Genomic DNA, 15832 nt, shown 5'->3' on the forward strand with positions numbered 1-15832 from the left:
CCTTTTTTAGTTATCCATTTTAATAATTATTTTGCCTTTAGCGTGTCCATTTGTAGAATATTCTAAAGCTTGTTGAGTGTCTTTAAAATCAAACACTTTATCGATAATAGGCTTGATTTTACCGTCTTCGATTAATTGTGCAATTTCTTTCAATTGGTCACCACTTGGGTGCATAAATAGAAATTCATAATTTACATTAAATTGCTTTGCACGTCGTCTTAATTTATAAGAAGCTACGCGTAATAAAGCTTCTTTACCAAGGTTAAGCTTCAAATCACGAGCATTTTTATCTGTAGGAATACCAGAAACAGAGGCGATAGTGCCACCAAGTTTAAGAATTTCGAAGGATTTTTGTAGATTATCGCCACCTAATGTATCAAAAACGCCGTCGAAATTATTTAATATTTTAGAGAAGTCTTGTTCACGATAATTTATAAATTCATCTACTCCTAATGATTCAACTAATTCTTTTCCTCGGTCGCTACCTGTCGTTGCAACGTATAAGCCCATTGCTTTAGCAAGTTGAATAGCAAATGTACCTACGCCTCCTGAGCCTGCTTGTATTAAGACCTTATCTCCCTCTTTAAGTTGCATCACTTCGTTCAATGCTTGATAAGAAGTTAAGCCGACTAATGGAATGCTCGCCGCTTCTTCAAACGTTAGTCCTTTAGGCATAGGCGCAATTTCAGAAGCATCTATTGAAATATATTCCGCAAATGTGCCAATTTTAGTTTTACGTGGTCGTCCAAAAACTTCATCTCCAACTTGATAGTCTTTAACATTTGCGCCTACTTCTGTAATCACACCTGCAAAGTCGTTCCCTAAAATGAGTGGAAACTCATATTTTAATAAAACTTTCAATCCACCATCTCTAATTTTGAAATCAATCGGATTCACACTAGCCGCCTTAATTTGAACACGTACTTCGTTGGGATTCATCGCAGGCATTGGCATACGTTCTTCTGATACTGGATGATTACCATATTGGTGTATAACCATCGCACGCATATCTGTTTTCATTATTTCCTTGCCTCCTCATCTATATTATTGCATCCCATTATAATTACTAAACCATGTAATTACCAACTATTAGTTTTAAAAAATCACCTATAGCCTAAGACTATAAGTGAGTTAAATTTGTTAACGAACTTCTCTCTTCTCTTTTGGTAGGAAAAGGGCAACTAGAAATGTGATGAACCCTATACTAGCGATAACACTGAATTGCACAAAATAGCTAGGAATGGTACTTACAACAATCATTAAAATAGGTGCAATAGCTGTACCTAAAAATAGGATAAATGTGTTAACTGACAGGAAGAAACCTTGATTGCCATTAACAACCATCCCCACTTTAGAAATTGTAGATGGAATCGCAAATGCAATACCACTTATAAATGTCACGCTCCATATCGTTAATAGAACTGCGTTTGTTGCACATGCCATTAAAATAAGTGAAACAATACAAATCACTAGTGCGCCTAAAATTACTTTTTTTACACCCATGCGATCACTAATGAGACCGGCAAATAATGAAAGGAGCATACCGATAATCCCGAACAGTTTCGCATTAATCGCCATGGCATCAGAACCGCCAATATACTCTGACGTTATATAGCGATTAAAAATTTCATACATACTAATGAACATCGTTAATAATGACAATGATACGGCGTAGCATAAAATAACTACTTTATTTGTTTTAAAGTCACTAAAGTTATTAAAAAATTTAAGTAACTTAATATGAGGATTGATAACTGGACTTTCAGGTATATTTTTATAAATTACAAATGCTAACACAAGATATAAAACAGTTAATACAAAGTAAACAACGTGCCAATTTGAAAATTGAACGATGATTTCACTTAAATTTTGCCCTATCACACCTGATAGCATGAAACTCGTACTAATAAAACTAATGGCCGTCATACGCTTAACTGGTGTATAGGTTTCAGTCACATAGGTAATCGATACTGGTGAAAAAGTTGCAGCAAAGATACCTTGGATTGCACGTAATACAACTAATAAAGTAAACGAATGGATAAAGCCAATAACCAAGCAAATGATGACTAATCCGCTTATACCAAATAAAATTGTTCGAATACGTCCAAACTTTTCAGAAATAGTACCATAGAACAAACAACTTAATGAATATGTAATTGAAAATGCGACGCCATTTAATGTCGCAACAGATGCTGGTATATCAAAATCCTTCGAGAAAGAAGCTGTTAAGGGTAACGCTGTGTATAAACTACACATCACGATAATACCTGCAATAAAGAAGATGGTGGTAATTCGATTATAGTTCATAGATTTTTGCATATCTTTTCTCCTTTACAAGTTTATCTTTGGTTCAACATTATTATTATGCCACTATGTCTTTAAATTCTAAAGACGTCGTATACTCCCTCAATGCTATATCTTCTTTTTCAATATATTTATCTCTAATTCGAAACTTTTCTATTGACCTTTTCAAAAATAAGGAATACAATTCTAGTATAAAAATTATACCTGGGAGGTGAATATAGTGAAAATTGAATTAGGATTAACGTCATTTGGAGACAATGACAAAATGGTGACAGAAGATGGTACGCTTGAGGCAGTATCAAACGCTCAACGTATTCGGGATATCGTTGAAGAAATAGAGTTAGCAGACCAATTAGGTTTAGATGTTTATGGATTAGGTGAACATCATCGTGAAGATTATGCCGTGTCAGATCCAGTAACGGTTCTTGTGGCAGCGGCTGCTCGTACTAAGCACATTAAATTATCATCTGCAGTTACAGTGTTGTCTTCAGATGATCCAGTGCGCGTGTATCAACGCTTTTCAACATTAGATGCGGTTTCAAATGGGCGAGCTGAAATAATGATCGGTCAAGGGTCATTTATCGAATCATTCCCGTTATTCGGTTATAATTTAAATGACTACGAAGATTTATTTAACGAGAAGTTACAATTATTGCTAAAAATCAATAAACATGAAATAGTTAGTTGGGAAGGTAAATTACGTCCAAGTTTCGAAGCGACACCAATTTATCCACGCGTAGAACATGGAGAATTACCTATTTCAATTGCTACAGGTGGTACACCTGAATCTTCTTTAAGAGCAGGTGCGTTTGGATTACCAATTACCTATGCAATTATTGGTGGCAATCCTAGACGATTTACACGCAATATTGAGATTTATAAATCTGTAGCCGCTTCTTATGGCCATAATCCAGATGAATTACCAGTGGCTGTTCACTCATGGGGTTATGTCGCTGAAACAGATGAAGAAGCTAAGCGCGATTTCTTCCCTCCTCTCAAAGCCCATCACGATATTATTGGTCGTGAACGTGGCTGGCCTGAGTTTGATCAGAACATGTTCGAGCGAGAAATTGGACCAAATGGTGCGATTTACCTTGGTAGCCCTGAAACGGTTGCCCAAAAAATTATCGATACTGTAGAAACATTGGGACTTAACCGCTTCATGATTCATACACCGATAGGTTCTATGCCTCATGAGTATGTCATGAAGTCAATTCGTCTATTTGGCGAACGCGTGAAACCAATTGTTGATAAATATTTTGAAAACAAATAAAAAGGAGAAATTTATATTATGATTTTACGTTATGCTGCAAACTTAAAACTTGCGAAAGAATTATACACTGCTTCAAAACCTAAATTAAAAGGTGACCAAAAAATGAAAGAAACATTCACTAATGTATTCGGTTTACCTGAAGACTCTGTTAAATTAGCAGGTACTGTAGAAGCAACTGCTGCTGCATTATTTGCTGCAAGTTTCTTAAGTAAAAACTTATCTCGTTTAGGATCAATCGCTACTTTCGGTGTATTAGGCGTAGCGGCTTACAAACACTTCGAAGCTGGTCACGGTAAAGAAGGCGCGCAACACGCATTAGATTTATTAGGTCTAGCTGCATTAAGCTTTGCTGATACTTTTTGTGAGAAAAAATAATATACTTGTGAAAATATAAATAGAGAGTAGGACGTGTAATTTGTCCTACTCTCTATTTATTTATATTTAGTTAATAACTCAGGGTGAATGTGGCAATAGCTGATATCTTCTGGGCATTTGTCTAAGCGATCTTGATGTTCATCTGCACTCTTAATGTAATTACTGAGTGGTAGAACTTCAACGGCAATACGTTCCTTATCAGGTCGCTGATTAATGAATACTTGAGCTTCTTCTAAGTGTCGAGGATACTCGCTATAAATACCCGTGCGATACTTCGGACCTTCATCTACACCTTGCTTATTGACACTATAAGGATCGATAATTTCAAAAAGATAATTCATTAAATCTGTAATTGAAATTTTGTTGGGCTCGAAGGTCGTTTTTACACATTCTGCATAGCCATCATAGTCGCCATCAAGTTCAGTTGTTGTTCCATTTGCACGTCCCGCTTCTGTTGCCACAACGCCAGGCAATGTTTTAATAAAAGCTTGGACACCCCATAAACATCCCCCAGCAAGATATACCGTTTCCATCACTGCCACCTCATTTACTTCATCGCTTTATTTAATACTTTTTTAAATGCACGTTTATCTATATTATTATTTTGTTGTTTTTGGTGCTCTAATCTTTCTTTAAAATGATTTTTATCTGTCGCAATATCATTAAGTATGTTCGTTAACTGAGTATAGTCTGTTTGTGGGACTATATTTTTTCTAGCAATAAATTCACGGCGATGTGCTGTTTCATCATAAGCTAAAATTAATTGATTACTTAGCATCGCTCGCTCTATAGCATTAGAGATTTCGCCACCACGATTAATATCTAAATAAACATCACATGATTTAAATAGATTACTTGTCATTGATTTAGTGATAGTCGGATATAATGTCACATTTTGGTATTGATTAAGGCGCATTAATTTTTCCGACATTTCTGTGATAGCACCTATATGAAATTCAAATTCTGGTAAGTTTTGAATTAATGTTTCAATATTTGGAATATCATCAGAATTAGTTAAGTTGAGTATACGTTTTGCGTATTTATTATTTTTCTGATAATCGTACAGATATCCAGATTGCACAATTGATGGACGATATTGCGGTTCAATATTTTCAATAATACTTTGATATTCATTTTTATCTGGAATAATTATTGTATTTTGTTGCGCTGAATTGTCTAACATTAGTTTCATATTTCCCGGGACATTACCGCCACTCTGTTCTTGCCAGAAAAGTACCGTTCTTTCAATGATGTCGGAATGATACGTTACAAAAAAAGGTGTGGCTAATGAATTAATAATAATTTTAGATAAATCTAACTCTAATTGTTTTAAAAAGAAAATAATAAAGTCATGTTTTGAAGCAAAGAAATGAGACTGTCCTTTCCAATCTAAGACAATATCTTTAGTGACAAAGTTCTCATATAATACTTCTTTGCCCTCACGATTAACATATGTTTTAACAATCGGTTTCTTTTTTAAATCATATACAGTAGTCGCAAATTTAAAGCCATCTTTTGTATAGTGATCTACTGAGCGTAAATGGTTATCTGTATCAAACCATTCTACAAAACTGACAATACGCGTTTTGAAATGTTTACGATAGAAAATGCGTCCTCTCACAATACCATTATCAATGACTTCAGCATAATCATTATTCCCTTTAATTTCCCAGAATGGAGGAACTTGAACATCATTGAAAAATGCTGGTTTATCATCATCTTTGCGTTGATAATCTGCAAAAAATCGATACGGTGAAATTACATCATCAGGTAAAAAGCCATCATCATCCATAACTATTGTTGAATGATTGTAACCTGCAAGTTGAAGCGATTGTTTAAGTTTTTGTGATGCTGCATCAAAACGTTCAAATAAATTAATCATATAGCACCTCATCAATTAAATTTTGCCATTTTTTCGTAATACTCTCAGTCTTAAATGGTGTCGCAATTTCATACGATTTATCATGTGCTTGTTTAGGGCCATTATTAAAATATTGAATTATTTTTTTCGCCATATTATCTGTAATTTCATCAATATTTTGTTTATCTTGATTGATTGGAATAAGATAGCCATTTTTACCATCTTTTATAAATGTTGGATTACCGTAATTCACATCGAATCCAATCATACCAAGACCAGAACCCACCGCTTCCATTAATGTTAAACCAAAACCTTCACTCGTTGATGCGGAAACAAACAAATCATATTTAGGATAGATATCATCTAATTTTGCATGGCCTTTTAATTGGATATAGTCTTGAGCATTGTGCTCAGTAATTAGTTTTTCAATTTTTTCCCTTTCACTGCCATATCCGTAAATATCAAATGTTAATTTAGGAACTTCTTTTTTCGCTTCGATTGCCGCTCTAACAATCCAATCTACATGCTTTTCGCTCGCTAACCTTGATGCCGTCATCATCGAATAAGGTTGGCGTTCTTGTTTAGGATAAGTTAATTGATGCAAGCTCCCTACTGGAATAGTACGGACACGCGGTTGGTGTGCAGTAAATTGTTTAAATTGACTTGATAAAGTTTTATTTTGTAAATCTGTAGCTGTGATATAAAAATCAATAACTGGTGCTTGTTTAAAGACATATTCGTAATAATTATTCCATAAAATATGTGTATCATCTGTTGAATTTTCACTGAAATGTTCAGCATGTACTACAATGCCGACCTTACTTGGGCCTTTATTTTCCAAGATAGCCTGACCAACTTCCGTCGATCTATCAATAATCACGATGTCTTGATTAGTTAAATTTAATTTCTGCATGAAATAAGCTACAAATTGTTGTTTACTGTACAAACGCGCATCATCAAAAACATACACGCTCGAATCGCCATCAATATATTCTTTGTAAACAATCGAGCCATCTTCATTATAGAACTGGCGCATATATAATTTCGCTCGGTTCTCGCTTGGAGCATAGTATTCTGAAAAAGTGCGGACATAACTGTAATAATCTTTACGAATTAACATGCCATTTACAACAAATTCAGCACGATCCACAATGTCTTCACCTTCATTTTGTAAATAACAACTCACATAAGATTGATCGTTACCAATATATAATCGTACAACTTTTCCAGTTTCCACTCTTGCAGTAACCGGGTTACCTAAATCATTGATTAAGTCATCAATAGTATACGTGGTTGGCGCTATTGGAATATCACTAAAATATTGATAAAGCCAAATAATTTCGTCATCTTTAAAACCTATATTTGATGTTAAAGTTTGACTATTTTCAGATGAAATGAAGTCCAAAAAGATAAATTTTGCGGACTGATTCGTTTGTCTTAATAGCTTAGCACGATAGGCTTGGGCATATTCTACACCGCTACTAGCCCAGCCAATACCGAAATTAATATTATAAATTGTCATTAAAAGACACCTCATTTTAAGGAAAATGTATTACTAAATCTTGTTTTTTATCAAACGTTAAAATGCTTAAACATAAATTACGAATAATATCACGTTTTATATTAATCATCATGGTTTCATATGTTTCTAAAGCTACTTTATGATATTCAAACATGGCATTACGTTGTCCATTTTGACGATTATTAACGCTTGCCTTTAATTGTTGTAACTGGTCCACTTGATTAATCCATTCCACATCAATTGCTTTTAAAATCGCTTTTTGGAAAAATCGTAATTTATAGTAATCATTATTCGCTATTTTTAAATTATCTTCTAATTTTTTATTAAAAAGCTGTATTAAATACTGTAAGGTTTTCTCACGTGTTTGCATATGTTGTGTAATTGATGCGTCATTAAAGTTAAAACTTAAATTGTTATAAATATAATGGATGACCTTATCTGCATTGTCTATGCGTTCTGCCTTTAGGTCATATTCGAATACTTCATGCGCAAGTGAATTGAAATCAAACTGACTAAAATCTTGAGTTTCAAGGATACGATTTCGTTCTTCATAAACACGGTCCCGTTGAATACCGATACTTTTCTCAAATTCATTTGCCATTTCACGATTCATCATAGCTGTTTCTTCTGATACACGTTGTGCTTTTGTCACAATATTTCTTACTCTATTTCTGAAAAATGGACTCTCCTGCAATTTCTTAGGATTAATATCTTTTACTTTCTCATTTTCAGCTAATTTGGCATTACTCCATCTTTTTACAATATAATCGTCTAAAGATACATAAATTTGAGATATACCTGGGTCACCTTGGCGTCCAGCACGTCCTCGTAACTGTCTATCAACTCGGCTGTTTTCCATATGTTCATTAATGATTACCGCTAGACCACCAATTTCATGAACGCCTGCTCCTAATTTAATGTCAGTTCCACGTCCAGCCATACTTGTCGATACCGTTACAGCACCTATTTGACCTGCTTCTGCAATCATCTGTGCTTCCTTTGCCACATTTTGCGCAATCAACAAGTTATTAGGAATATTTTGTTTAAACAGTTGTGCTGAGAAATATTCTGCTGCTTCAGCCGTTCTAGTAATCAGTAAGATAGGTTGTTTTGTTTGATGAACCTCTATCACTTTCTCTAGAATTGCTTCGTTCTTCTCTTCAGATTTTGCATAAACTTTATCTTCTTTATCCTTACGAATAATAGGATGATCAGTTGGAATTTGTACAACTAATTTTGAATATAATTCAAAGAATTCTTTTTCACCCAGTTTTCCAGTTCCTGTCATTCCTGAAAACTTATTAAATAATTTAAATAAATTTTGGAAAGTAATCGTTGCCATTACACTTAAATCTTGCGATAATTCAACGCCTTCTTTTGCTTCAAGCGCTTGGTGTAAGCCGGATTGTAATTTTGTGCCTGGTAACATTCGACCTGTGATACGGTCAATAAGTACAACTTCCCCGTTATAAATAAAATAATCCATATTATCTTTGAATAAATATTTTGCGCGTAAAGATAAATTAATCACACGTACCAAATCAAAGTGTTTAGGGTCATACATATTTGAAACTTTAAAATAATGATTTGCCGCTTCAATTCCTTCTTCCGTAAGCCACACTTCTTTTTTATTCAACTTCACTTTGAAATGCTCGTCTTCAACTAATGTTTCCACAAACATTTTTATAATGTGAAATAGATTAGATTGCACACGTGGTGCCCCAGAAATAACTAAAGGTGTTTGAGCAGCATCTAAAATAATCGAATCCACTTCATCAATAATCGCAAAATTCAATTCTGGTAAGTATTTCGCATCAATATGATCGGCTAGATTATCAAATAAATAATCAAATCCTAATCGCCCGTTTGTTGTATAAATAATATCGTGGTTATATAAAAACTGTTTCTCACCTTCTGCGTATTCGTAATCAGGAATATCTACAAACCCGAGAGATGCTGTTAATCCTAACCATTCAAATAAAGGTTTCATTTCTTGAAAATCTCGACTAGCCAGATAATCATTTGTCGTAATTAGAAATGCACCTTTGCCTGTGAGTGCATTCAAATAGAGAGGCATTGTCGCCGTCAACGTCTTGCCTTCACCCGTCTGCATTTCAGCAATATTGCCTTGATGCATCACAATAGCTCCCATGACTTGCACTTCTTTCGGATACATACCCAATACGCGTTTCGAAGCTTCTCGAATGGTGGCATAAGCCTCTGGCAACAACTTATCTAGCGTCGTTTCCTCATCAGCTAAACGCTTTTTAAAATCCGTCGTTTTCGCTTGTAACTCTTCATCGGTGTAATTTGCAAACACTTCACTATATCGCTTTACCTCAATGAGTTGCTTTTTTAATCGCTTCAAACGCATTTGATTAATCAAATGATTCACTCGATCAGCCATCAGCTCCACCCCCATTTCGTCCTCTTGCTTTAGCTATAACGCGATTCATAACTTCTACTTTAGATTGAGCGTTTGATACCTCAGAATCTGTCATTTCGTCCTTGTTTGCACTTAATTCCTTAATTTCTATATTTTGAAAATGCAGAACCGATAACCCTGCATTAATTAATTCTAATTTATATGCATAAGCCTCTACAGGAAATTGAAATTCTGACACATCTTCTTTAATTATCAAATATGAAATTTCTGTATCATTTTTACGATAAAACGTCATCTTGATGTAGGCCGCACCTGGTGGGTTTACTTTATAATTTAAAGTTAACGTATAGCGATGCCCTCTTTTCAAAATAGGAAGCGAAGGTATTGTTTTGTCACTATAAAAATCAGTAATCATATGCCAATCATGAATTACCATTCCAGAAGGCATTAAGGGATTTTCAAAATATGCCCCCTCTTCTCTAAACTGCAATTTTGTGCCATACATAAATGTTTTTCGATTAATATGTCGCCATTCAATTTTAAATTCATTTTGCATTGACAACACTATCTCTCCCGAATTGATCTTTTAAGATAATATTATAAAAATTTACAAACCAGTTTGTAATTGTTGGTGTGTCATCGTTATGGCGACCAGGCACACCACGACTCATCACATGTGCACGGTGTTGACTAAGAACTGGTGACAATGCTTGAAAGGCTGTCGCATCATAATCATCATGTTGCATATAAGCAATCGCAAATGTTGTTTTTGAGAGATTACTGTTTTTTATTTTTTCCCAAAAACGTGTATTCAATTGGTCGATATCTGCTTGAGAAATACCACCTTCATTCGCTAGTAATACATCGTTCGCTGTACCGAATTCGTTTGGATGTAATAACTTCATATTATCTGCAATCGACCCTACATTAAGTAGAGGTTTCCCAACTACTACCGCTGCAGGCTCTAACTCTGTAGCATAATACAAAGCTCCAAACGAACCCATCGATAAGCCAGATAAAATCAAATCGTTCGGTTTGAAATTGAGAAACTCAATTGCATTACGTATAACATCAATAATACCCTTTTCAAAAGTGTCAGAACCTAGATAGAATGCGCCACCTTCAAGCCTTGGATCACCAATTAAAATAAATGGCGCATCCATCTTGTTCATCATGAAATAACCCTCAAAGCCTTCAGCAGGGCGATAACCACTAAAATAGACATTGAGCGGAGGCTTCATATCACCGGGATTGAAATAATAAATAAATTCCTTACGATGAGCATCAGCAAAACGCTTACCACCCATGATAAATTGCCCCATTTCAAGACGCGACCAGCGCTTATGGATAGCACCTAATTTAATCTTCCCTGCTCCTTTAGCCTTTAGAGATACACTGACATTAGCTTGATATGGCAAGCGTGGCAACTGTATAGGTTCTTTCAAATCTTGATGTTCAAAACGCAATGTTTGGTTAGGAAAGTCAATAGATCCATTAGGTGTAATTCTAAGCGTGTACTCTATCTCAACATTCCCATCAATTTCATATTCGGGCCAAATTTCATTTACTTTCTCTTGGTCATTAACCAAGCGTTGCGTCCATGTCACAAGTGGTTTAAATGATTGTCCAAAATCACCTTCAATTACAAGCGCCGTATTCCCCTCATACCAATACTCCCCTTGAAAATGAGGCTTCACTATTGCCTTAATTGGAGATATTCTATCGCCATATTGCCCAGGAAATGTCACCGCTAATAATTTATTATGCAATTCTTCTTCTGTTTCATACTCTAATTTTTTAATTAGTTTAGTTCTGACAAGCGTTTCATTTTCAAATTCTGAAGTCCACACATGGGAATCAATTACTGTGTTATGAGGCGTACTAACAAGTTGTAATAACTTCATTAATGGTTGAGAGTACGGACTTTGCACAAATACAAAATCGAAATCACCATATGCATTAATAATCTCTTGAACTGCTTCAATGTATCCACTTTCAAATTGAAAAAGCGTATCATCAAGATAATCCCACTCTACATTTTTTTTATTATCGAATAGAGGTTCTAAATCTTTGCCCCCCACTTGTAATATCCTAAATTTACGTGCCATATGTTCCACCTTCTATCAAACTATCAAGCTGTTGAATAATAAATTTTGAGCTGAAATTTTCACTCAATTTTATAGAATGTGCGAAAGAATAATTCCAATTTTTTAGATTAAGTAAGAAATAATCTAATGCCATATGGAGTTGTTCCATATTTTCAATGATTAGCCCATTTAATTTATGCTCAACATAATCTGTTTGGCTTTTATTTATTTGCGGAATACCTGCACTAATACTTGAAATTTGCAAATATAAATCCGGCTCTGAGTTTAAATCAATTACAATCCTTAATTGAGAGATAGCTTTCATTAAATCTTCTTCAAAAGGTACAGAAATGATTTTAATTGCTTCTATATTTTCAAGTTCTGTTTCCAGAATATCGCGCACTTCTAAAGATAATTCTTCATTTTCTGTATTTAAAGAATCATTAATTTTTTGTACCTCTTCTTTAAGCCATGGCGCTATTTCATGATTACTTGATTTCGTCATTAAAATTATTTTTATTTTTTCATGATGATAAATATACTGTGCTAACTGCGTCATAAGCGATTGCAATTCATTGTCCGTTAAGCCATCTACCCAAACACCTATATTGGTTTCGTATAATTGACTACTTATATTTGGTAACATTTGTGCTTCAAACGGCGTAATACGCATGTAATTAAACTGTTGAGATTGTCGATTATCTGACACAAAGGCATCAATTTTCCTTTCATTTTCCTGCGTATCTACTACACATTGATTTGCTACTGTAATGGATTTTAATAACTCATCATGAACATGCTTGTTACGTGGTGTGAAGAGCGAATAACATATATTTTCAGGTTGAAATATATCATTTAATAATTTATTGTGTCGTTCATCTGCCGCCACAATAAGTTTATCGTTAGTTTTTAGATTATTGTCGTTAAATTCACTTAATTTTTCGTGTATTAATTCGTCCATATTGTTATATTCTGTTTTTTGAAAATGAGGTTGATACTCAGCCATAATAGTTATATTTTGTGTGTTAAAATTCTGTCTCATAATGGTAGACCCATCGACATTTAAATAGTCTCTATACGCTGGCTTACTATTTAAGTCATAAGACTCAATTGAGGAAATAAAACCCCTATCATCAAAAATAAACTTCCGTTTAAGCACTTCATTTTCAAAGTCTTCAATCCAAAGCAAGTATCCTTCTTGGCTGAAATTAATCTTAGAATACATATTGGTAGCCGTAATCGCGATAACTTGAAACGAAGTATATATAAACTCAGTATCTTCTGGCCAAGCTAAATCTCTATAATCTATCGCTTGCGGTGTTACATTCTGAGCACCTTGAATAGCATCGAAGAGAGACCAATAAGTTACTTCATAGAGCTGATGCCGATGTAGAAACAAACGCAACATGGGCTGATAATTTAGAATAAGCGTTGTGAATGTTTCTTCATTTTTACGATACATTGACAATAAGCTCACCATATCGTCAAATTCAGTAACTTTTTTTTTTCTGAAAAAAGGCTCGACAGCGCTATCCCACCAATAAGTTGAATCGTACCATGCGGGTATAAACTGTTTCATAATAATCTCCTTACCAATATTTATTCAAAATCTGTTTATAACGATCGAAGTATAAATATGTACGAATCGTTTCTCCAATATTTATACTGATATACACTAAAATAATTAGTTGAACTGAAAAATAGATTTCTTTTGACATATTTGGAACAAATAACGTTGAATACATAGGAATAGCTAAAATAAAAGCTACGATAATTGCGCCAGTCCAACATACTCTACGCGCTTTTAGATTTAAATAACGTTCTGTTTCTTTCCCAGGATTCACTGAGTCGAAATAATTTCCATTTTTTAAAAATTCTCTAGCTTTTTTCTTTGTATTAATTAAGAAGCGCGACAGTAAATAATTTAATATAATTTGTAAAACGAAATAACTTGTAATACCTAGTGGATGATTAAAACTCAAAAAGTTTAAATTAAGGTTTATACCAAACAGAGAAACTATTAAATTAATTAAATTATTTAAAAGTACAAAAGCTGACAAACTAACCATAATTGAAATACTTCCTGCTGGATTTAATTTCCAAGCTAGATAGGTCGGTGTCTTATGAGTAGAATTGTTCATAATATCTTTATAATTTAAACGATATTCTGACAACTCAATAAATAATAAGAAAAATAATGCAATAACTAAAATTGCAATAATTAAAATTAGCATGACTACACTAATATTTAATTTCATAAAATGTTGGTTGTTAAATAAAGATTTGGTTAAACTCATGAGAACAATAGGCATAGGACCAGCAATACCATAAGTAATATTCTGGTCTGCTAACCAGACAAGAAACATCGTACCTGTAATAAGTACTAACATGAGCAAAATGATATTAGTATCTTTTATAAAATTATTATGAATATATGTGTTAATTACATAATAACTTTGAAATGCTGCAAATAATAAAGTTAATATACGCTCTTTACAATGTTTCTCAGAACGTGTTTGCTTAGTAACTTTGTCAATGTCTCGATAATTCAATAACATTATAATGACTAAAGAAGTTAGCCAAGGACCAAGTCCTAATGAAAAAATATTTAATGTAGCAAGGTCTCCCCCAACATTAGAAATGGCTAACTTAAAAAATGTATCTTTTGTATCTCGAATCCTTCTAGCACCAATTATAGAAATATTACTCCCTAAAATGTAAATAACTAATATGAAACATGTGAATAATATTCTTTTATATAACACTTTATATTCCTGCTCTTTGAACATAATTCCACCTAATATTTAAAAATAAATTTTTCTATATTATATCAAAGAGGCTAAAGACATTAATTACTTTGGTTTGGAAAGCTTATCTCAACCAATAATTATGCTTTAGCCTCTTTTTATTTAGAGTAAAATCAGACTTTCAATATCGAAACTCTACTCTTTTTTATCTTTCTTATTTTTACGAGATCTTCTAATCATTCCTAATCCCGCTAACATTGCTGCTACAGCTGAGACTAATACTGATGAGTTTGAACTATCGTTACCAGTATCTGGTAAATCAGTATTGTCTTTGTGATGTTGTGACGTACTGTGTACTTGAGAATTATGACTTTGTGATTCTGATGTACTCATACTATTTGATTTACTTGCATTCATTGAAGTTGAATCACTTGTAGTAGTGCTCTCTGAAGTTGAAAGACTCATTGATGTTGAATGTGTATTAGATTCACTTGTATGAGTCGATGCACTTTCAGAGCTTGAATGACTTGCTGAATTTGTATAGCTATCTGAATGTGAACTGCTATGTGATACTGAATCACTTGTGCTTGTTGAACCACTGTTTGAGTCTGATTGACTCATTGAGTTTGTATGACTTTCTGTATGTGATTCACTGTGTGACGTTGAGCCACTACCTGAATCTGAGTCACTCACACTTGTTGATGCTGACGCACTATCTGATGTGCTTGCACTTGTTGAGCCACTCACACTTGTTGATGATGATGCACTGTCTGATGTGCTTGCGCTTGTTGAGTCACTCACGCTTGTTGATGCTGACTCACTGTCTGATGTGCTTGCGCTTGTTGAGTCGCTCACGCTTGTTGATGTTGAAGCACTTAATGATGTGCTTGCGCTTGTTGAGTCGCTCACGCTTGTTGATGCTGACGCACTATCTGATGTGCTTGCGCTTGTTGAGTCACTCACGCTTGTTGATGCTGACTCACTGTCTGATGTGCTTGCGCTTGTTGAGTCGCTCACACTTGTTGATGTTGATGCACTATCTGATGTACTTGTGCTTGTTGAGTCTGAAAGACTAGCACTTTCTGATCCACTTAATGACGTACTTGCACTTGTTGAATCACTCACGCTTGTTGATGCTGATTCACTGTCTGATGTGCTTGTACTTGTTGAGTCGCTCACACTTGTTGATGTTGACGCACTGTCTGATGTGCTCACGCTTGTTGATGCTGATTCACTGTCTGATGTGCTTGTACTTGTTGAGTCACTCATGCTTGTTG

13 protein-coding genes are annotated in these 15832 nt (G+C 34.3%); 2 read left to right on the plus strand and 11 right to left on the minus strand.

Translation table 11 applies throughout. The features are described from left to right. Positions 1-6 precede the first annotated feature (6 nt). Both E2558_RS11875 and E2558_RS11880 read right to left on the minus strand, forming a co-directional pair. Positions 7-1008 carry an NADP-dependent oxidoreductase gene (locus E2558_RS11875; protein ID WP_188349605.1) on the minus strand — a complete coding sequence of 334 codons (1002 nt, stop codon included), beginning with the start codon at positions 1006-1008 and terminating at the stop codon, positions 7-9. Between the two features lie 132 nt (positions 1009-1140). Next, a complete protein-coding gene (locus E2558_RS11880; protein ID WP_126565436.1) occupies positions 1141-2319 on the minus strand; it encodes an MFS transporter in 1179 nt (392 codons plus the stop codon). A gap of 205 nt (positions 2320-2524) precedes the next feature. Between E2558_RS11880 and E2558_RS11885 the strand changes: the two genes are divergently transcribed. Both E2558_RS11885 and E2558_RS11890 read left to right on the plus strand, forming a co-directional pair. Then, positions 2525-3577: an LLM class flavin-dependent oxidoreductase gene (locus E2558_RS11885; RefSeq protein WP_126565435.1), complete on the plus strand. Its 1053-nt coding sequence runs from the start codon at positions 2525-2527 to the stop codon at positions 3575-3577. An 18-nt stretch (positions 3578-3595) separates the two neighbouring features. After that, positions 3596-3952 carry a DoxX family protein gene (locus E2558_RS11890; RefSeq protein ID WP_126565434.1) on the plus strand — a complete coding sequence of 119 codons (357 nt, stop codon included), beginning with the start codon at positions 3596-3598 and terminating at the stop codon, positions 3950-3952. Between the two features lie 56 nt (positions 3953-4008). On the opposite strand, the gene E2558_RS11895 is transcribed toward E2558_RS11890, so the two are convergent. The 9 genes from E2558_RS11895 to E2558_RS11935 form a co-directional block, all read right to left on the minus strand. Beyond that, positions 4009-4485, minus strand: a complete 477-nt coding sequence (locus tag E2558_RS11895) for a peptide-methionine (S)-S-oxide reductase (protein WP_126565433.1) — start codon at positions 4483-4485, stop codon at positions 4009-4011. 14 nt (positions 4486-4499) lie between these two features. Next, on the minus strand, positions 4500-5834 hold the full coding sequence (gene gtfB / locus E2558_RS11900) for an accessory Sec system glycosylation chaperone GtfB (protein WP_126565432.1): 1335 nt from the start codon (positions 5832-5834) through the stop codon (positions 4500-4502). Then, a complete protein-coding gene (gene gtfA / locus E2558_RS11905; protein WP_126565431.1) occupies positions 5827-7335 on the minus strand; it encodes an accessory Sec system glycosyltransferase GtfA in 1509 nt (502 codons plus the stop codon). Before gtfA ends, gtfB begins: the two co-directional genes overlap by 8 nt. Before the next feature lie 16 nt (positions 7336-7351). Continuing rightward, the gene (gene secA2 / locus E2558_RS11910) at positions 7352-9742 is read right to left on the minus strand and encodes an accessory Sec system translocase SecA2 (RefSeq protein ID WP_126565430.1); all 2391 of its coding nucleotides are present in this window, start codon (positions 9740-9742) and stop codon (positions 7352-7354) included. After that, positions 9735-10277 carry an accessory Sec system protein Asp3 gene (gene asp3 / locus E2558_RS11915; RefSeq protein ID WP_126565447.1) on the minus strand — a complete coding sequence of 181 codons (543 nt, stop codon included), beginning with the start codon at positions 10275-10277 and terminating at the stop codon, positions 9735-9737. Before asp3 ends, secA2 begins: the two co-directional genes overlap by 8 nt. After that, positions 10267-11829, minus strand: coding sequence for an accessory Sec system protein Asp2 (gene asp2, locus E2558_RS11920; RefSeq protein ID WP_126565429.1), 1563 nt, complete (start codon positions 11827-11829; stop codon positions 10267-10269). The genes asp3 and asp2 overlap by 11 nt, the downstream gene beginning before the upstream one ends. Beyond that, on the minus strand, positions 11819-13387 hold the full coding sequence (asp1, locus tag E2558_RS11925; RefSeq protein ID WP_126565428.1) for an accessory Sec system protein Asp1: 1569 nt from the start codon (positions 13385-13387) through the stop codon (positions 11819-11821). Before asp1 ends, asp2 begins: the two co-directional genes overlap by 11 nt. A gap of 10 nt (positions 13388-13397) precedes the next feature. Then, on the minus strand, positions 13398-14597 hold the full coding sequence (secY2, locus tag E2558_RS11930; RefSeq protein ID WP_126565427.1) for an accessory Sec system protein translocase subunit SecY2: 1200 nt from the start codon (positions 14595-14597) through the stop codon (positions 13398-13400). A 153-nt stretch (positions 14598-14750) separates the two neighbouring features. Next, the coding region (locus E2558_RS11935) for an LPXTG cell wall anchor domain-containing protein (protein ID WP_135789037.1) at positions 14751-15832 on the minus strand (1082 nt) is incomplete at its 5' end.

Origin of the sequence: Staphylococcus pragensis, from assembly GCF_004785665.1 — a bacterium.
In the GTDB taxonomy this organism is placed as follows: Bacteria; Bacillota; Bacilli; order Staphylococcales; family Staphylococcaceae; genus Staphylococcus; species Staphylococcus pragensis.